The sequence below is a fragment of the Saccharothrix australiensis genome (assembly GCF_003634935.1).
In the GTDB taxonomy this organism is placed as follows: Bacteria; Actinomycetota; Actinomycetes; order Mycobacteriales; family Pseudonocardiaceae; genus Actinosynnema; species Actinosynnema australiense.
This window is the reverse complement of sequence record NZ_RBXO01000001.1, coordinates 1,775,832-1,792,050: the sequence shown is the minus strand read 5'-3', so window position 1 is coordinate 1,792,050 and position 16,219 is coordinate 1,775,832. Positions and strand designations below refer to the sequence as shown.

Below are 16,219 nucleotides of genomic sequence, written 5' to 3'. Positions count from 1 at the left end.
CGTCGTGGGCCAACCGGGTGTCGTCCGGAACGTCGGAAACCTGGCCCGGACGGGCGATCGCGTCGGCGTCCGAGGAGGAGCGACGATGAGCGAGCGGGCCACCCCGTTCTACTGCCCCTATTGCGGTGACGAGGACCTCAGGCCGCAGGAGGAGCCGAGCCACTCGTGGCTGTGCGCCTCCTGCCGCCGCGTGTTCACCGTGAAGTTCGTGGGTCTCAACCTTCCTCAGGAGGTGCAGCGATGACCGCCCCGACCAAGGTCGAGGAGCTGAAGGTGATCGCGCGGGCCGCTTCGGTCGAGTTGGCTGACGCCACCGCCGACGAAGCGCTCGCGTGGACCGCCCGGACGTTCGGCGAGAGCTGGATCGTCGCGTCGAACATGCAGGACGCCGTGCTGATCGACCTGGCCGCCAAGGTGAAGCCGGACGTCGAGGTGCTGTTCCTGGAAACCGGTTACCACTTCGCCGAGACCATCGGCACGCGCGACGCGGTCGACCTGGTCTACCCGGAGGTGCGCATCGTCGACGCCGCCGCCGAGCAGTCGGTCGCCGACCAGGAGCGCGAGTTCGGCCCGCTGAACCGGACCGACCCGAGCCGGTGCTGCCACCTGCGCAAGGTCGTCCCGCTGCGGCGGACGCTGGCGAACTACGACGCCTGGGTGACGGGTGTGCGCAGGGTCGACGCGCCGACGCGGGCCAACACGCCCGTCGTGCAGTGGGACGACCGCAACGGGCTGGTGAAGGTCAACCCCATCGCCGCGTGGTCCGACGACGAGTTCAACGCCTACATCGCGGAACACGGGATTCTGGAGAACCCGTTGGTGCAGGCGGGTTATCCCTCCATCGGGTGTGCACCGTGCACCGCCAAGCCGCTGCCGGGCGCGGACCCGCGCAGCGGCCGGTGGGCGGGCCTGGCGAAGACGGAATGCGGGTTGCACGGATGACTGTCGAAGACCTGCGCACCGGTTCGGGTGCGCGAACATCGCCGCTGGACACGTTGGAGCGCCTCGAATCCGAGGCGATCCACATCTTCCGCGAGGTGGCGGGCGAGTTCGACCGGCCGGTGATCCTGTTCTCCGGCGGCAAGGACTCCACGCTGCTGCTGCACCTCGCCGTGAAGGCGTTCTGGCCGGCCCCGGTCCCGTTCCCGCTGCTGCACGTGGACACCGGCCACAATTTCGAGGAGGTCATCGAGTTCCGCGACCGCGTGGTGGCGCGGCACGGGCTGCGGCTGGAGGTCGCACGGGTCCAGGACTACCTGGACGACGGCCGGCTCGCGGAACGCCCCGACGGCACGCGGAATCCATTGCAGACCGTTCCATTGTTGGACGCGATCACCACTCACAAATTCGACGCCGTTTTCGGCGGTGGACGCCGGGACGAGGAGCGCGCCCGCGCCAAGGAGCGCATTTTCAGCCTGCGCAACGCCTTCGGGCAGTGGGAGCCGCGGCGCCAGCGTCCCGAATTGTGGAACCTCTACAACGGAAGGCACCGCCCGGGGGAACATGTGCGGGTATTCCCGCTGTCGAACTGGACCGAGCTGGACGTCTGGCACTACATCGCGCGAGAGGGGATCGAATTGCCGTCGATCTACTACGCGCACCGGCGCGAGGTCTACCTCCGCGACGGGATGTGGCTGGCCGAAGGCCCCTGGGGCGGACCCCGCGGAGGTGAGGAGCTGGTGACCAAGACCGTGCGCTACCGCACCGTCGGCGACGGCTCGTGCACCGGCGCGGTGGAGTCCGACGCCGCCGACATCGAGGCCGTGATCGCGGAGGTCGCCGCGTCCCGGTTGACCGAGCGCGGCGCGACGCGCGCCGACGACCGGCTGTCGGAAGCCGCCATGGAGGACCGCAAGCGGGAGGGCTACTTCTAGATGAGCGACCTGTTGAGGCTGGCGACCGCGGGCAGCGTGGACGACGGGAAGTCCACGCTCGTCGGCAGGCTGCTCTACGACACCAAGTCCGTGCTCGCCGACACCCTGGACGCCGTGCACCGCGCCAGCGCCGACCGCGGTCTGGCCACACCGGACCTGTCGCTGCTGGTGGACGGCCTGCGCTCGGAACGCGAGCAGGGCATCACCATCGACGTCGCGTACCGGTACTTCGCGACGCCGAACCGGTCGTTCGTGCTGGCCGACACGCCGGGCCACGTGCAGTACACGCGCAACACGGTGACCGGCGCGTCCACGGCCCAGCTGGGCGTGCTGCTGGTGGACGCCCGCAAGGGCGTGGTCGAGCAGACCCGCCGCCACGCCGCCGTGCTCGCGCTGCTGGGCGTGCCGCGGCTGGTGCTGGCGGTGAACAAGATCGACCTGGTCGGGTACGACGAGGCCGTGTTCTCCCGCATCGCCGCGGAGTTCACCGCCCACGCCACCGCGCTCGGGTTCCCCGGGGACGCCGTCGTCGGCATCCCGCTGTCCGCCCTGGCGGGTGACAACGTGGTGGAGCGCTCGGACCGCACCCCCTGGTACACCGGGCCGACCCTGTTGGAGCACCTGGAGAACGTGCCCGTGGAGGCGGACCCGCACGACGCGCCGCTCCGCTTCCCCGTGCAGTACGTGATCCGCCCGCGCACCGCCGAGTTCCCCGACTACCGCGGCTACGCGGGCCAGGTCGCCGCCGGCACCGTGCGCGTCGGCGACCCGGTCGCCGTGCTGCCCTCGGGCCTGCGCAGCACCGTCACGGGGATCGACACCGCCGACGGCCCGCTGGACGAGGCCGCCGCCGGGCAGTCCGTGACCCTGCTGCTGGAGCACGACCTGGACATCTCGCGCGGCGACCTGATCGCGGGCGGCACGCCGCCGAGGGTCACCGACGAGTTCGAGGCCACGCTGTGCTGGCTGGCCGAGAAGCCGCTGCTGCCCGGCGCGCGCGTGCTGGTCAAGCACGGCACCCGCACCGTCCAGGCCATCGTCACCGAGCTGCGCAACCGGTTCGACGAGCAGCGGCTCGGCCGCACCGGCAGCCCGGATTCCCTCGCCCTGAACGAGATCGGCCAGGTCGTGGTGCGCACGGCCGAACCCGTTCCCGTCGACGACTACACCCACGACCGCCGCACCGGCGCCTTCCTGGTCATCGACGCCTCGGACGGCGGCACGCTGGCCGCCGGCCTGGTCGGTGCGCCGCTGCCGGTGCCCGACGGCGTGACCGCCGCCACCGAGGGCGGCGGCAGCGCGCCGACCGACAGCCACGCCCTCGTCTCCCCCGGTCCCTGACCCGAGAAAGGCCACCGCCCCCGTGAGCACCCAGCGCAGAACCCTGACCAAGTCACTGGCCGCACTGACCGCTTTGCTCGCGCTCGCCGCGTGCTCACGGGCGGGCGGTGGCGACACCGCCGCCGGACCCACCGGGGGCAAGGGCCCGGCCGCCGAGGTGCGGCTGGGCTACTTCCCCAACGTCACCCACGCCGCCGCCCTGATCGGCGTCGACAAGGGCCTGTTCGCCAAGGAGCTGGGCAACACCAAGCTCACCACGCAGACGTTCAACGCCGGTCCCGACGCGGTGAACGCGCTGCTGGGCGAGTCGCTGGACGCGACGTTCATCGGGTCCGGCCCGGTCATCAACGCCTACGCCAAGTCCAAGGGCGAGGCGATCCGGCTGGTGGCCGGCGCGACGTCGGGCGGCGCGCAGCTCGTGGTCAAGCCGGAGATCGGCTCGGCGGCGGACCTCAAGGGCAAGGTCGTCACCACCCCGCAGCTGGGCAACACGCAGGACGTGGCGCTGAAGAAGTGGCTGTCGGACCAGAAGCTGGGCATCGGCACCGCGCCCGAGCAGGTCAACGTGACCAACACGGAGAACGCGCAGTCGCTCGACCTGTTCCGCAAGGGCGACGTGCAGGGCGCGTGGGCGCCCGAGCCGTGGTCGTCGCGGCTGGTGCTGGACGCGGGCGCGAAGGTGCTGCTGGACGAGGAGTCCCTGTGGGAGGGCGGCCGGTTCCCGACCACGGTGCTGGTCGTGCGCACCGAGTTCCTGCGCGACCACCCCGAGACCGTGGAGCAGCTGCTGCGCGGCCACCTCGCGGCCACCGACTTCGCGCAGGGCAACAAGGCCGAGGCCAAGCAGGTCGTGAACGGCGCGCTGAAGGCGCTGACCGGGAAGTCGCTCGGCGAACCGGTGCTCGACCGGGCGTTCGACCACATCGAGCTGACGATGGACCCGCAGGCCAAGGCGTTCCCGCGGCTGGCGCAGGACGCGGTCGCCGCGGGCGTCGCCAAGGAGGCCGCGGACGTGGCCGGGCTCGTGGACTTCACGCTGCTGAACAAGGTGCTCTCGGCCGCGGGCAAGCCGACCGTGGACACCGCCGGACTCGACAAGAAGTGACTCAGGGAAGGCAGGCACACCATGACCGCCACGCTTGAGAACACACCGGGGTCCACAGTGGATGCCGCGGTGACCCTGTCCGGGGTGCGCAAGACATTCGGCCACGGCGCCGGCGCGGTGCCGGCGCTCGACGGGGTCGACCTCCGGGTCGCGCCGGGTGAGTTCGTGTGCCTGCTGGGCGCTTCCGGCTGCGGCAAGTCGACCTTGCTGAACCTGGTCGCCGGGCTGGACGCGCCCACCTCCGGCACCATCGAGCTGACCACGTCGCGGCCCGCCGTGATGTTCCAGGAAGCCGCGCTGATGCCGTGGCTGACCGCCTCGCGCAACGTGGAGCTGCCGCTGCGGCTCGCGGGCGTCCGGCGCGGCGAGCGCCGGGAGAAGGCGAGCGAGCTGCTGTCGCTGGTGCGCCTGGACGGCGCGGGCCACAAGCGCCCGCACGAGCTGTCCGGCGGCATGCGCCAGCGCGTGGCCCTGGCCCGCGCCCTGGCGTCGACGCTGGGCAGCGCCGAGCAGGGCACGCCCGGCCTGCTGCTGATGGACGAGCCGTTCGCGGCGCTGGACGCCATCACGCGCGACGTGCTCCAGGCGGAGCTGGTGCGGGTGTGGCGGGAGACGTCGACGGCCATCCTGTTCGTCACGCACGACGTGCGGGAGGCCGTGCGGCTGGCGCAGCGGGTGATCCTGCTGTCCTCCCGGCCCGGTCGCGTGGTCCGCGAGTGGTCCACGGTGGACGGTGACGAGCCCGCCCTCATCGACGACATCACCGGTCACCTCCGGGAGGTGATCAGTGGCCACGCCGCGGCTTGACAACGACCTCGCGGCGGTCGGCGCGGGCCTCGACGCGCTCGACGCGCCGTCGCAGGAGCAGCGACCGTCGCTCGGCAAGCGGTTCGTGCGCACGGCGGTTCCGCCGCTGATCGCGTTCGCCCTGCTGCTCGGGGCGTGGCAGGCGTTGTGGGCGGCGGCGTTCTGGCCGGAGTACCAGTTGCCGTCACCCGCGTCGGTGTGGGCGTCGGTGGTGGAGGCCGTGGAGACCGGCCGGGCGTTCGACGTGCTGTGGACGTCGGTGCACCGGGCCGTGCTGGGCTTCCTGACCGCGGTCGTCATCGCCACGCCGCTCGGCCTGCTGATCGCGAAGGTGCGCGTGGTGCGCGCGGCGATCGGCTCGCTGCTGACCGGCCTCCAGTCGCTGCCGTCGGTGGCGTGGGTGCCGGCGGGCATCCTGTGGTTCGGCGCGACCCCGTCGACCATCTACTTCGTGGTGCTCATGGGTTCCGTGCCGTCCATCGCGAACGGCCTCGTGGCGGGCGTCGACCAGGTGCCGCCGCTGCTGCCGCGGGTCGGCCAGGCGCTGGGCGCGGGCAAGCTGGCGGCGGCCAGGCACATCCTGCTGCCGGCGGCGCTGCCCGGTTACCTGGCGGGGCTCAAGCAGGGTTGGGCGTTCTCGTGGCGCTCGCTGATGGCGGCGGAGATCATCGCGACCTCGCCGCAGTTGGGCGAGGGTTTGGGGCAGTACCTGCACAACGGGTCTTCCCTCAACGACATCTCGGTGGTGATCGCGGCGATCTTCCTGATCCTGCTGGTGGGCATCGGCATCGAACTGCTGGTGTTCCGACCGCTGGAACGGGCGGTGCTGCGCGCCCGCGGCCTGACGGGGGCGTTGTGACGGCGCTGGTGGCCGTGGCGCACGGCAGCAGGAACCCGCGGTCGGCGGCGACCGTGCACGAGTTGCTCGACGTCGTGCGGGTGCTGCGGCCCTCGCTGGACGTGCGGGCGTCCTTCCTGGACCTGTCCGCGCCCCGGCTCGGCGACGTGCTGCGGACCGTGCACGCCGCCGGGCACCGGTCGGCGGTCGTGGTGCCCCTGTTGCTGGGCAAGGCGTTCCACGCTCGGGTGGACGTGCCGGGCGCGGTGGCGGAGGTCGCGGCGCGGCTGCCGTCGCTGGACGTGGCGATCGCCGACGTCCTCGGACCCGACCCGCGCCTGGAGTCGGCGGCGTTGCGCCGGCTCGCGTCGGCCGGGGTGGACGCGGGCGGCGACTGGGGTGTCGTGCTGGCGGGCGCCGGTTCGTCGCACGCGCCGGCGAACGCCCTCGTGACGGACATCGCCCGGCGGTGGGCGCGCGGTTCGGGCTGGGCGGGGGTGACGGCGGCCTTCGCGGCCACCGCGGCACCCGACGTGCCCACGGCCGTGGCGCGGCTCCGGGCGGGCGGGGCCCGCCGCATCGCGGTGGCGTCGTGGTTCCTCGCGCCCGGGCTGCTGCCGGACCGGGTGGCGCGCCTGGCCGGCCCGGACGCGGTGGTCGCGCCACCGCTTGGCCCGGACCCGGAGGTGGCGGAACTCGTGCTGCACCGGTTCGACGCGGCGGTGGGCGCGGCACTCGCCGTCCGGTCCGCCTGAAACCCGTCGCCCGGTCCCGACTCCGCACGGCGCCGGGCGGCCCCGACCCCTGTCAGCTCCGCTCGGGCTCCGACTCCGCCGGAGCCCGCCGATCACCCGGCCGACCGCCGGGCGGCCCCGCGACGGGTCGCCCGGCGTCGGCGTCCAGGGCGGCGATGAGGCGTTCCATCACCGCGAGCGTGGTGCGCAGCTCGTCCGGGTCGACCTGCGCCGAGATGCGCTCCACCCAGGCGCGCTGCGCCTGCTCCAGACCGGCGACGGCCGCCTGCCCGGCCTCCGTGGGGCGGAACAGCTTGGCCCGCCGGTGCGCCGGGTTGGGCAGGTACTCGGCGAGGCCGCGGTCCACCAGCAGGTCCGCGATGCGCTGCACGCTCTGCCGGGTCAGCCCCATCTCGCGGGCGATGCCGGAGACGGGCAGGGGCCGGCGCAGCACCGCGCCGAGCACCTGCCACCACGCCGCGGTCAGGCCGACGGGTTTCGTCAGCACCTCGGCGGCCTCCAGGAAGCCGCCGTAGAGGCGGAACGTCCGCATCACCACGTCGGTCAGGACGTCGCCCCACTCCGTGCCGGGGTCGGTGGTCACGACACCGCGGCGACGAGCTTGCCGAACCACTCCGGGTCGCCGGTGCGGAACAGGCCGTACCAGGCGTCGAGGACCGCAGGCTCGTAGACGTCCAGCTCGGCGAGGATCTCGCGGCCGAACTCCAGCGCGCTCGCGCCGCCCGCCGTGATCAGCCCGCCCGCGCGGACGGCGCGCTCGGTGCTGAAGTGCGCCGCGCCGGCGTACGCCGCGGCGGTCGACAGCTCCTCCACCGCGTTGCCGGTGTGGGGGCGGTCGTCGAGCAGGCCCTCGGCGGCCAGGCCGACGGTCGCGCCGCAGATGGCCGCGACCGGCACGCCGGCGTCGAGCCAGCGCCGGGCCGCCGCGCCGAACGCCGCGTTGCCGCCGTCGAGCCAGGTGTCCGCGCCCGGCAGGACCAGCATCGCGCTGTCGGCCGGGTCGAGGTCGGACAGGAGCAGGTCGGGCAGCATCCGCACGCCGCCCTTCGTGGTGACCGGGTCGAGCGTCTCGGCGACGGTCCGCACCCGGTAGCGGCCGGGCTCGCGCTGGAACTGCGGGTCGTTGAGCCGCGCGGTGGCGTAGCCGAACTCCCAGTCGGCGAGCGTGTCGTAGAGCGCGAGGTGGACCGTCTGCGGTGTCATGACAGTATCATGTCATTTTGACAGCACGCTGTCAAATACCGGACCCTCGTTAGAGTGCGGCTCATGGCAGACGAGCTGGTCCACTACGAGGTGCGGCGTGGCATCGCGACGATCACGCTGGACTCCCCCCGCAACCGCAACGCCCTGTCCGCGCAGCTGCGCGCCGAGCTGATCGGGCACCTGACGACGGCCGTCGGCGACGACGGCGTGCGCGTGGTCGTGCTCACTCACACCGGGCCGGTGTTCTGCTCGGGCATGGACCTCAAGGAGGCCGGTGGCGCGAGCCCCGACCAGCAGGGGGTCAACGAGTTCCCCGCCATCCTCGAACAGCTGTGGACCAGCCCGAAGCCGGTCGTCGCGCGGCTCGCCGGGCCGGCCAGGGCGGGCGGGGTCGGGCTGGTGGCCGCGTGCGACATCGCGGTGGCCGTCGACACGGCGACGTTCGCGTTCAGCGAGGTCCGCATCGGGGTCGTGCCCGCCGTCATCTCGGTGACCGTGCTGCCGCGCCTGCTGCCGCGCGCGGCGCACGAGCTGTTCCTGACCGGCGAGACGTTCGACGCGGCGCGGGCCAGGGAGATCGGGCTGGTCAACGCGGCCGTCGCCGCCGAGGCGCTGGACGCCGAGGTCCGGCGCTACACCGACATGCTGGCGCTGGGCGCGCCGAACGCCCTGGCCGCCACCAAGCGGATGCTGCGGGAGCCCCGACGCGCCAACCTCGGCGAGGTGTTCGCCGACATGCTGGAACTGTCCGCACGACACTTCGGCGGCCCCGAGGGCCAGGAGGGCATCGCGGCCTTCACAGCCAAGCGCACCCCGTCCTGGGTACCCACGCAGGACTGACCACCGTCACCCCCGCACCCACAGTCCCGCGAGGCCGCGTCGGTGGTTCACGGCGCGGTTTCCGCCGATCACGCTCTTCGATCGGCGGAAACCGCCCCGCGAGCCGCCGACTCCCAGGCGGCCGAGCCGCCCGACGAAGTCGGGCCAATCCAACACAGCGAGGCCGCGTCGGTGGTTCACGGCGCGGTTCCCGCCGATCACGCTCTTCGATCGGCGGAAACCGCCCCGCGAGCCACCGACTCCCAGGCGGCCGAGCCGCCCGACGAAGTCGGGCCAATCCAACACAGCGAGGCCGCGTCGGTGGTTCACGGCGCGGTTTCCGCCGATCACGCTCTTCGATCGGCGGAAACCGCCCCGCGAGCCGCCGACTCCCAGGCGGCCGAGCCGCCCGACGGAGTCGGGCCATTAAACACAGCCGGTCAAGCACACCCTCAACCTGCGCCGCCCCTCCGACATCGCCGCCTGCGCGTCGGCCAGCACCGCGGCCACGTCCTCGTCGCCGCCCTCCCACACCAGGACGTGCTCGCCGGGCGGCAGCCACGACAGGTCGGTCAGGCAGTCGTAGAGGGCGTCCAGGTTCTGCCCGTAGTAGTCGGGGAACGCCATCGCCTCGCCGATGGCGGCCAGCGCCGCCGACTTCGACCGCGCGCCGGGCCGCACCACGTGCCGGTGGGTGCTCATCGGGTCACGTCCACGACGACGAACGTCGAGTAGTGGTCACCGGTGTAGTACACCTCGTCGCTCGACCCGGTGACGAGCCGGCGGGCGCCGCGGTCGTCGCTGCCCGGCGTCGGCACGGTGTACTCGCGGTAGTAGTCGCCGGACTTGGCGGGCAGCCGCTTCTCCCGGTTCCGGAAGGTCACGCCGTCGTTGCGCGGGTAGGGGAACGGCCCGCCCTGCTCGATCAGCCGCCAGGTGGCCGCCGCCTCGGCGGGCAGGCCGGACAGCCGCTCCACCGGCAACCCGGACGCCGCGCCGGGCACCGACCCCGCCGAGGCGCTGGGGCCGCTCGGGGCGGTGGTGGGCGCCGGGGCCGGGGAGTCCCCGAGGTCCTTGGCGAAGTAGCCGATCACGACCAGCGCGATCAGGCCCAGGAGTGCGGCGGTGAGGCGCCGGGCGGGAGTCACGTGCGCCAGCCTACGAAGGCACGCCCGCGTCCACCTTGTCGGGCTCGGCGGGCACGTCCAGCGGCGGCGCCGGGTTGAACCGCGAGGACACGTTGTCCACGAGCCGGTCGATCAGGCGCGCGGCGCCCAGGCACAGCGGCAGCAGCACCGCCATGAGCAGCGCGAACTGGAACGGGAAGGGCAACTGGGCGAGCCACAGCTCCACCCCGTCCCACCACTGCGCGATCGCCTCCAGCACACCACCGAGCCTAGCGCCGTGACGTGGTTCACCGCACAGGTGTCCCTACCTCTCGGTAAGTTCCGGGTCATGTTCGCCGTCTACGCAGCCGAGCCGAGCCCCGAGGACCCGATCGCCGCACTGCGCGTGGGCGAGCGACCCGAACCGGAGGTGCCCGACGGCTGGGTGCGGGTCGCGGTGCGGGCGGCGAGCCTGAACATGCACGACCTGTGGACGCTGCGGGGTGTGGGCATCAAGGCCGACCGCTTCCCGATGACCCTGGGCTGCGACGGCGCGGGCGTGCTGGACGACGGCACCGAGGTGGTGCTGCACTCGGTGATCGGCGACCCGGCGTGGTCCGGCGACGAGACCCTCGACCCCGGCCGGACGCTGCTGACCGAGAAGTACCAGGGCACGTTCGCCGACCACGTGGTGGTGCCGGCGCGCAACGCGCTGCCCAAGCCGGCGGACCTGTCGTTCGAGGAGGCCGCGTGCATGGGCACGGCGTGGCTGACGGCGTACCGGATGCTGTTCGTGAAGTCCGGGCTGCGGCCGGGGCAGACGATGCTGGTGCAGGGCGCGTCCGGCGGCGTGTCGACCGCGCTGGTCCAGCTGGGCCGCGCGGCGGGCTTCCGCGTGTGGGTGACCGGGCGCACGGAGGAGAAGCGGGCGCTGGCCGAGGCCCTGGGCGCGCACGCCGCGTTCGAGACCGGCGCGCGGCTGCCCGAGCGCGTCGACGCCGTGTTCGAGACGGTCGGCAGGGCCACCTGGTCGCACTCGATGAAGTCGCTCAAGCCCGGCGGCATCGTGGTCGTCTCCGGCGCGACCAGCGGCGACGCCACGGCGGCCGAGTTGCAGCGGCTGTTCTTCCTCCAGCTGCGGGTGGTCGGCTCCACGATGGGCACGCGGGCGGAGCTGGGCGACCTGCTGGCGTTCTGCGCCCTGAACGGCCTGCGCCCCCGGATCGGGTCCGTGCTGCCGATGGAGCGGGCCGAGGAGGGCCTGCGGGCGATGCTCGACGGCGAGACCGCCGGCAAGATCGTCTTCACCCGCTAGGACCCGCGCGGCCGTGGCCGTCCCGCGCGGCGGGGTCACCCGCGACTGGGTCATGCGCGACTGGGCGGCTCACGCGACCGAGGCCACCAGCGCGGTCACCGCGGGGTGCCACTCGCGGTCCGGCGGACCGCCGAGCACCAAGCGGCGGGCCACCACCGGCCGCAGCGGTACCAGCACCAGGCCGGGCGGCAGCATGGCCCGGACCAGGCCGGGCACGATGGAGACCCCGACGCCGGCCCGCACCATCGCCAGCAGCGTCCCCAGCTCGCGCACCCGGTGCACCGGGTCGAACGGCACGCCCCGGTGCGCCTGCCGGACGTGCCGCTCGCACCCGCCGCAGGACAGCAGGAACGGGTCGTCCGCCAGGTCCGAGACGTGCACGGACTCCTCGCGCGCCAGCGGGTGGTCGGCGAGCAGCAACGCGTGGAACGGGTCCTCGCCCACCACGACACCGCGACCCGGCGGCGGGTCGACCGCGACGGCGACCTCCACCGCCCCGTTGGCCAGCCAGTCGACGACCTCGTCGTCCTCGCCCTCGAACACCCTGACCCGCACCTGCGGCAGCTCGTCCCGCCACCGCGCGAGCAGGTCCGGCAGCAGCCCCTGGCACACCGTGGGCGGTGCGGCGAGCCGGACGGTGCCGCCGGCCAGACCGCCCCGCCGCGCGGCCAGGTCGGTGATCGCGGCGGACGCGGCGACCGCCGACCGCGCGTGGCCCAGCACCTCCCGGCCGAACGCGGTCGGCCGCGGCCCGCCACGCCGGTGCAGCACGGGGTGCCCGAGGGTGCGCTCCAGCGCCGCGACCGCGTGCGACACGGCGGACTGCGTGAGGCCCAGCGCGTCGGCCGCCGCGCCGAACCCGCCCTCGTCGACCACCGCCAGGAACGCGCGGAGCTGCGCGAAGTTCAACGCCATGAGCCGCTCTCATACCGCCCGCCGGATCACTTGTTGGACTCATTGTGCCCGGTCTCGGGAGCATGCACCGATGGGAAAGCGGGGCATGGGCAAGTTCGCCGTGGTGTCGGCGATCTGGGGCAGCAGCTTCACCCTGATCAAGGTGGCGGTGGACGCGGGCGTGCCGCCGGTCTGGGTGGCCTTCTTCCGCTGCCTGTTCGGCGCGCTCACGCTGTGGCTGCTCTGCGCGGTCGGGCGCGGCGGCGTGCCGCGCGACCGGCGCACGTGGGGGCACGCGCTGGTCGTCGCCGCGTTGCTCAACAGCGTGCCGTTCACGCTGCTCGCGCACGGCGAGACGCTGGTGAGTTCGGTGCTCGCGGGCGCCCTCAACGCCATCACGCCGCTGACCACGCTGGTGTTCGCGCTGCTGATCGTGCCGGACGAGCGGATCACGTGGACGAGGGCGGTGGGCCTCGCGGTGGGCTTCGCCGGGGTGCTGGTGGTGCTGGGCGCGTGGGAGGGCCTGTCCGGCGACCTGGTCGCGGGCAGCCTGGCGTGCCTGGCCGCGATCACCTGCTACGGGGCCGGGTTCGCCTACACGCGGCGGTTCTTCTCCTCCGGGCCGCACTCGGCGACCGCCCTGTCCGCCGTGCAGATCACCTGCGCGACGGCCCAGCTCGCCGTCGCCGCACCCGTGATCGGCGGGCTGCCCACGTGGCCCGGCACGACCGCCGTCGCCGCCCTCGGGGTGCTGGGCGCGGTGGGCACGGGCTTCGCGTACGTGCTGAACCTGGACGTGATCCGCGACGCCGGTCCGACGGTCGCGTCCACGGTCACCTACGTGACGCCGCTGTGGTCGACGGCGCTGGGGGTGCTGCTGCTGTCGGAGACCGCGGGCTGGAACACCGTGGTCGGCGGTGCGATCGTGGTGGCGGGCGTGCTACTCGCTCGCGCGCCGTCCGCTCGTCCGAAAGGACAAGAAAAAGCCCCCCAAGTGGTACGAGCGGACAAACCCGGTGCCGGCTGACGGGCGTACGGTTCGCCGCACACGACCACCGAGGGAGCAAGCGAATGACCTCCGCGCAGAGCGGCTTCGGCCAGGGCTCGGGCGTTTTCCGCCGCAAGCCCATCGAGCAGATATCCGAGGACGGGGACACCGCGCTCACCCGCACCCTCGGGCTGTGGCAGCTCACCGCGATCGGCGTCGGCGGCATCATCGGCGCGGGCATCTTCTCGCTGGCGGGCGCCGTCGCGAACAAGACCGCGGGCCCGGCCGTGCTGATCTCGTTCCTGATCGCGGGCATCGCCAGCGCGGCGGCGGCGTTCTCCTACGCCGAGTTCGCGGGCCTGATCCCCAGGGCGGGTTCGGCCTACACCTACGGCTACGCCGTGCTGGGCGAGATCGTCGGCTGGTTCATCGGCTGGGACCTCCTGCTGGAGTACACCGCGATCGTCGCCGTCGTGGCGATCGGCATCTCGGGCTACTTCAACGAGCTGCTCAACCTGCTGGGCCTCGACCTGCCGGTGTGGATGCTCGGCGCACCCGGCACGGAGACCGGTGACGTGGCCGCGGGCAGCTACAAGGTGAACCTGTTCGCGGTGGTCCTCTGCCTGCTCATCGCCTACGTGCTGAACCTGGGCATGAAGAACGCGGCCCGGTTCGAGACGGTCCTGGTGTACCTGAAGGTCGCCATCGTCCTGCTGGTCATCGTCGTCGGCGTGTTCCACATCGACACCGACAACTACAACCCGTTCTTCCCGTTCGGGCTGTCGGGCGCGTTCACGGGCGCGGCCACCGTCTTCTTCGCGGTGTTCGGCTACGACGCGATGAGCACCGCCGCCGAGGAGTCCAAGGACTCGCAGCGGCACATGCCGAAGGCGATCATCTACTCGCTGGGCATCTCGATGGTGCTCTACGTCCTGGCCTGCCTGGTGCTCACCGGCATGGTCAACTACCAGGCCGTGGACGCCGAGAGCGCGTTCGCGACGGCGTTCTCCGACATCGGCCTGCCCGCGCTGGGCATCATCATCTCCGTCGGCGCGGTGCTGGGCATCACGACCGTGCTGTTCACGTTCCTCCTGGGCGCGGCGCGGGTCGGCTACTCGATGTCCCGCGACGGCCTGCTGCCCAAGTGGTTCGCCAAGACGCACCCGGTGAAGCACGTGCCCACCCGCACCACGTGGGTGCTGGGCGTCGCGTCCGCCCTCATCGCGGGCTTCCTGCCCATCGCGGAGGCGGCCGAGCTGACCAACATCGGCATCCTGCTGGCGTTCGTGGTGGTCTGCGTCGCGGTGATCGTGCTGCGCTACAAGCAGCCGGACCTGCCCCGCACGTTCAAGACGCCCGGCATGCCGGTCGTGCCGATCATCGGCGTGGTGTTCTCCCTGTGGCTGATCACGTTCCTCGCGCCGGAGACGTGGCTGCGGTTCGGGATCTGGTTCGCCATCGGCCTGATCGTCTACTTCGCCTACGGCAAGCGGAACTCCGCGCTGGAGAAGAAGGACGCGGGCTCGTCAGCCGAGTGAGTCGCACCACCGGTCGACCACGTCGGCGAGCACGGCCATCGGCAGCGGGCCGTCGCCGAGCACGACGTCGTGGAAGGCCCTGATGTCGAAGCGGTCGCCCAGGCGGCGCTCCGCCTCACCGCGCAGGCGCTGGATCTCCAGCCGCCCCACCATGTACGCCAGCGCCTGCGCGGGGTTCTCGATGTACCGGTCCACCTCGGAGTCGATGTCGACGTCCGGCAGCACCGCGTTGGCGCGCAGGTAGTCCACGGCCTGCCGCCGGGTCCAGCGCAGCGCGTGGACGCCGGTGTCCACGACCAGCCGCGCGGCGCGCAGCGAGTCGCCCGAGAGCATCCCCAGCCGCGCCACGTCGTCGCTGTAGAGGCCCATCTCGTCGGCCAGCCGCTCAGTGTAGAGCGCCCAGCCCTCCAGGTACGCCTCGATGGACGCGAACCGGCGCAGCAGCGGCAGGTCCGTCAACCGCTGGGCCAGCGCGAGCTGGAAGTGGTGGCCGGGCACGCCCTCGTGGAACGCGGTCGCCTCCGCGCTGAACCGGTCGCGCTGCTCGGCCTGGTGGGTGTTGACGAAGTAGGTGCCCGGTCTGGACCCGTCCAGCGCCGGGTCCAGGTAGTAGGCCAGCGGCGCGTTCGGCGCGTCCGCCTCGGGCACCGCGCGCACCTCGCACCGGGCGTCCGGCACGGCGCCGAACCAGTCGCCCGCGACCCGCTCGGCGCGCGCGATGGCGTCCTCGGCCAGCCGCAGCATCTCGTCCGGGCCCGTCCAGCGCAGCGCCGGGTCCGCCAGCAGCCGCGCGCGCACCTCGGCCGCCGGTATCGGGCCGAACACCCGCGCGCCGATCTCCTCGTACTCCCGGTCCAGCGCCCGGACCAGGTCGAGCCCGATCCGGTGCAGCTGCTCGGCGGTGTGGTCGGTCGTCGTGTACGAGCGCACCAGGTCCGCGTACACCTCGTCGCCGCCGGGCAGCCAGCACAGGCCGGGCTCGTCCGCCGAGCGCCCGCGCGGCCCGACCTCGGCGCGCAGGAAGTCCCGGTAGCGGGCGAACGCCGGGCGCACCGACGTGACCAGCAGGTCGGCGCACTCGGCGGCGAACCGGGTGCCGCGCACCGGGTCGGCCAACGGGTCGACGTCCTCGGCGAGGTGGCGGTCCAGCCGGTCGACGGCCGCCGCCACCAGGTGCGCGAGCGGGCGGCGGCGCGAACCGCGCTGCCGGTCCGCCAGCGCGTCCAGGTAGCCCGGCAGGCCGGCCAGCCGCGTCAGGTAGTCCCGCGCGCCCCGCTCGTCGGCGGGCCGGGTGAGCGGCAGCGCGCCCAGCAGCAGCATCACCGGCGCGCTGAGGCCCTCGGCGTAGGTGTGCTCGACGAGGTTCGACTTCGCCTTGCACGCCAGCGCGTCCGCCTGCTGCGCGACCACCGCGCGGGTCACCGGGTCGTCCTCCCCGGCCCTCGCCCGCGCGGCGATCGCCTCGGCGCGGCGGCGCACCTCCCGGTCCGCGGCGGCGCTCGGGTCCGGCAGCCGGTCGTCGCGACCGGGCACGCCCAGCAGGGTCGCGGTGACCGGATCCGCGTCCAGGATCACGGCCAGCAGGTCGTCGGCGAGTTCGCGCGCTGTCGTCATCCCGCCATTCTGGCGCGCGAAA

At 73.1% G+C, this 16,219-nt stretch carries 19 protein-coding genes; 12 read left to right on the top strand and 7 right to left on the bottom strand.

Annotated elements, in window-relative coordinates:
- The first annotated feature begins 85 nt into the window (after nucleotides 1–85).
- Genes C8E97_RS08460 through C8E97_RS08425 form a run of 8 tightly spaced genes read left to right on the top strand, consistent with a single transcriptional unit; the run spans nucleotide 86 to nucleotide 6,720 of the window.
- Complete coding sequence (locus tag C8E97_RS08460; RefSeq protein WP_033427569.1) at nucleotides 86–244, top strand: hypothetical protein; 159 nt, start codon at nucleotides 86–88, stop codon at nucleotides 242–244.
- Complete coding sequence (locus tag C8E97_RS08455; protein WP_121003213.1) at nucleotides 241–942, top strand: phosphoadenylyl-sulfate reductase; 702 nt, start codon at nucleotides 241–243, stop codon at nucleotides 940–942. The genes C8E97_RS08460 and C8E97_RS08455 overlap by 4 nt, the downstream gene beginning before the upstream one ends.
- Nucleotides 900–1,874, top strand: coding sequence for a sulfate adenylyltransferase subunit CysD (gene cysD / locus C8E97_RS08450; protein WP_425470495.1), 975 nt, complete (start codon nucleotides 900–902; stop codon nucleotides 1,872–1,874). Before C8E97_RS08455 ends, cysD begins: the two co-directional genes overlap by 43 nt.
- On the top strand, nucleotides 1,875–3,215 hold the full coding sequence (locus C8E97_RS08445) for a sulfate adenylyltransferase subunit 1 (RefSeq protein WP_121003211.1): 1,341 nt from the start codon (nucleotides 1,875–1,877) through the stop codon (nucleotides 3,213–3,215).
- Nucleotides 3,216–3,237: 22 nt separating this feature from the next.
- On the top strand, nucleotides 3,238–4,320 hold the full coding sequence (locus tag C8E97_RS08440) for an ABC transporter substrate-binding protein (protein WP_121003209.1): 1,083 nt from the start codon (nucleotides 3,238–3,240) through the stop codon (nucleotides 4,318–4,320).
- A gap of 21 nt (nucleotides 4,321–4,341) precedes the next feature.
- Entirely contained in the window at nucleotides 4,342–5,127 is a 786-nt protein-coding gene (locus tag C8E97_RS08435; protein ID WP_121003207.1) for an ABC transporter ATP-binding protein, read from the top strand.
- On the top strand, nucleotides 5,108–5,986 hold the full coding sequence (locus C8E97_RS08430) for an ABC transporter permease (RefSeq protein WP_121003205.1): 879 nt from the start codon (nucleotides 5,108–5,110) through the stop codon (nucleotides 5,984–5,986). Before C8E97_RS08435 ends, C8E97_RS08430 begins: the two co-directional genes overlap by 20 nt.
- Nucleotides 5,983–6,720 (top strand): sirohydrochlorin chelatase, encoded by a 738-nt coding sequence (locus tag C8E97_RS08425; RefSeq protein ID WP_121003203.1) that lies wholly within the window; start codon nucleotides 5,983–5,985, stop codon nucleotides 6,718–6,720. The genes C8E97_RS08430 and C8E97_RS08425 overlap by 4 nt, the downstream gene beginning before the upstream one ends.
- 52 nt (nucleotides 6,721–6,772) lie before the next feature.
- On the opposite strand, the gene C8E97_RS08420 is transcribed toward C8E97_RS08425, so the two are convergent.
- Nucleotides 6,773–7,303 (bottom strand): MarR family winged helix-turn-helix transcriptional regulator, encoded by a 531-nt coding sequence (locus C8E97_RS08420; protein WP_246018761.1) that lies wholly within the window; start codon nucleotides 7,301–7,303, stop codon nucleotides 6,773–6,775.
- Complete coding sequence (locus C8E97_RS08415) at nucleotides 7,300–7,923, bottom strand: DJ-1/PfpI family protein (protein ID WP_121003201.1); 624 nt, start codon at nucleotides 7,921–7,923, stop codon at nucleotides 7,300–7,302. The genes C8E97_RS08420 and C8E97_RS08415 overlap by 4 nt, the downstream gene beginning before the upstream one ends.
- 63 nt (nucleotides 7,924–7,986) lie before the next feature.
- Here C8E97_RS08415 and C8E97_RS08410 point away from each other — a divergent pair, with 63 nt between their 5' ends.
- Nucleotides 7,987–8,763, top strand: a complete 777-nt coding sequence (locus C8E97_RS08410) for an enoyl-CoA hydratase-related protein (protein WP_121011101.1) — start codon at nucleotides 7,987–7,989, stop codon at nucleotides 8,761–8,763.
- Nucleotides 8,764–9,168: 405 nt separating this feature from the next.
- Here the strand turns inward: C8E97_RS08410 and C8E97_RS08405 are convergent, their stop codons facing one another.
- From C8E97_RS08405 to C8E97_RS08395, 3 genes are read right to left on the bottom strand one after another with little or no spacing between them, the layout of a single operon-like run.
- Nucleotides 9,169–9,444, bottom strand: a complete 276-nt coding sequence (locus tag C8E97_RS08405; protein ID WP_121003199.1) for a barstar family protein — start codon at nucleotides 9,442–9,444, stop codon at nucleotides 9,169–9,171.
- Nucleotides 9,441–9,890: a guanyl-specific ribonuclease gene (locus C8E97_RS08400; protein ID WP_121003197.1), complete on the bottom strand. Its 450-nt coding sequence runs from the start codon at nucleotides 9,888–9,890 to the stop codon at nucleotides 9,441–9,443. The genes C8E97_RS08405 and C8E97_RS08400 overlap by 4 nt, the downstream gene beginning before the upstream one ends.
- A 10-nt stretch (nucleotides 9,891–9,900) precedes the next feature.
- The gene (locus tag C8E97_RS08395) at nucleotides 9,901–10,125 is read right to left on the bottom strand and encodes a hypothetical protein (RefSeq protein ID WP_121011098.1); all 225 of its coding nucleotides are present in this window, start codon (nucleotides 10,123–10,125) and stop codon (nucleotides 9,901–9,903) included.
- Between the two features lie 72 nt (nucleotides 10,126–10,197).
- Here C8E97_RS08395 and C8E97_RS08390 point away from each other — a divergent pair, with 72 nt between their 5' ends.
- Nucleotides 10,198–11,163, top strand: coding sequence for a zinc-binding dehydrogenase (locus tag C8E97_RS08390; protein WP_121003196.1), 966 nt, complete (start codon nucleotides 10,198–10,200; stop codon nucleotides 11,161–11,163).
- Between the two features lie 69 nt (nucleotides 11,164–11,232).
- Here C8E97_RS08390 and C8E97_RS08385 read toward each other — a convergent pair whose 3' ends face one another.
- Complete coding sequence (locus C8E97_RS08385) at nucleotides 11,233–12,078, bottom strand: LysR family transcriptional regulator (protein ID WP_121003194.1); 846 nt, start codon at nucleotides 12,076–12,078, stop codon at nucleotides 11,233–11,235.
- Between the two features lie 70 nt (nucleotides 12,079–12,148).
- On the opposite strand from C8E97_RS08385, the gene C8E97_RS08380 reads away from it, so the two are divergent.
- Together C8E97_RS08380 and C8E97_RS08375 are read left to right on the top strand one after the other, a co-directional pair.
- Complete coding sequence (locus tag C8E97_RS08380) at nucleotides 12,149–13,084, top strand: DMT family transporter (RefSeq protein ID WP_246018759.1); 936 nt, start codon at nucleotides 12,149–12,151, stop codon at nucleotides 13,082–13,084.
- A gap of 44 nt (nucleotides 13,085–13,128) precedes the next feature.
- Nucleotides 13,129–14,583 (top strand): amino acid permease, encoded by a 1,455-nt coding sequence (locus tag C8E97_RS08375; RefSeq protein ID WP_121003191.1) that lies wholly within the window; start codon nucleotides 13,129–13,131, stop codon nucleotides 14,581–14,583.
- Here the strand turns inward: C8E97_RS08375 and C8E97_RS08370 are convergent.
- Complete coding sequence (locus tag C8E97_RS08370; protein WP_121003189.1) at nucleotides 14,572–16,197, bottom strand: DUF885 domain-containing protein; 1,626 nt, start codon at nucleotides 16,195–16,197, stop codon at nucleotides 14,572–14,574. The two genes, C8E97_RS08375 and C8E97_RS08370, sit on opposite strands and share 12 nt — an antisense overlap.
- Nucleotides 16,198–16,219: the final 22 nt, after the last annotated feature.

What these genes read in the sequence shown, in the direction of transcription:
- C8E97_RS08435 (WP_121003207.1), top strand. Translation starts at nt 4,342, where the DNA reads ATGACCGCCACGCTTGAGAACACACCGGGGTCCACAGTGGATGCCGCG.
- C8E97_RS08455 (WP_121003213.1), top strand. Translation starts at nt 241, where the DNA reads ATGACCGCCCCGACCAAGGTCGAGGAGCTGAAGGTGATCGCGCGGGCC.
- C8E97_RS08385 (WP_121003194.1), bottom strand. Translation starts at nt 12,078, where the DNA reads ATGGCGTTGAACTTCGCGCAGCTCCGCGCGTTCCTGGCGGTGGTCGAC.
- C8E97_RS08415 (WP_121003201.1), bottom strand. Translation starts at nt 7,923, where the DNA reads ATGACACCGCAGACGGTCCACCTCGCGCTCTACGACACGCTCGCCGAC.
- C8E97_RS08370 (WP_121003189.1), bottom strand. Translation starts at nt 16,197, where the DNA reads ATGACGACAGCGCGCGAACTCGCCGACGACCTGCTGGCCGTGATCCTG.
- C8E97_RS08380 (WP_246018759.1), top strand. Translation starts at nt 12,149, where the DNA reads ATGGGAAAGCGGGGCATGGGCAAGTTCGCCGTGGTGTCGGCGATCTGG.
- C8E97_RS08460 (WP_033427569.1), top strand. Translation starts at nt 86, where the DNA reads ATGAGCGAGCGGGCCACCCCGTTCTACTGCCCCTATTGCGGTGACGAG.
- C8E97_RS08405 (WP_121003199.1), bottom strand. Translation starts at nt 9,444, where the DNA reads ATGAGCACCCACCGGCACGTGGTGCGGCCCGGCGCGCGGTCGAAGTCG.
- C8E97_RS08390 (WP_121003196.1), top strand. Translation starts at nt 10,198, where the DNA reads ATGTTCGCCGTCTACGCAGCCGAGCCGAGCCCCGAGGACCCGATCGCC.
- C8E97_RS08375 (WP_121003191.1), top strand. Translation starts at nt 13,129, where the DNA reads ATGACCTCCGCGCAGAGCGGCTTCGGCCAGGGCTCGGGCGTTTTCCGC.
- C8E97_RS08445 (WP_121003211.1), top strand. Translation starts at nt 1,875, where the DNA reads ATGAGCGACCTGTTGAGGCTGGCGACCGCGGGCAGCGTGGACGACGGG.
- C8E97_RS08410 (WP_121011101.1), top strand. Translation starts at nt 7,987, where the DNA reads ATGGCAGACGAGCTGGTCCACTACGAGGTGCGGCGTGGCATCGCGACG.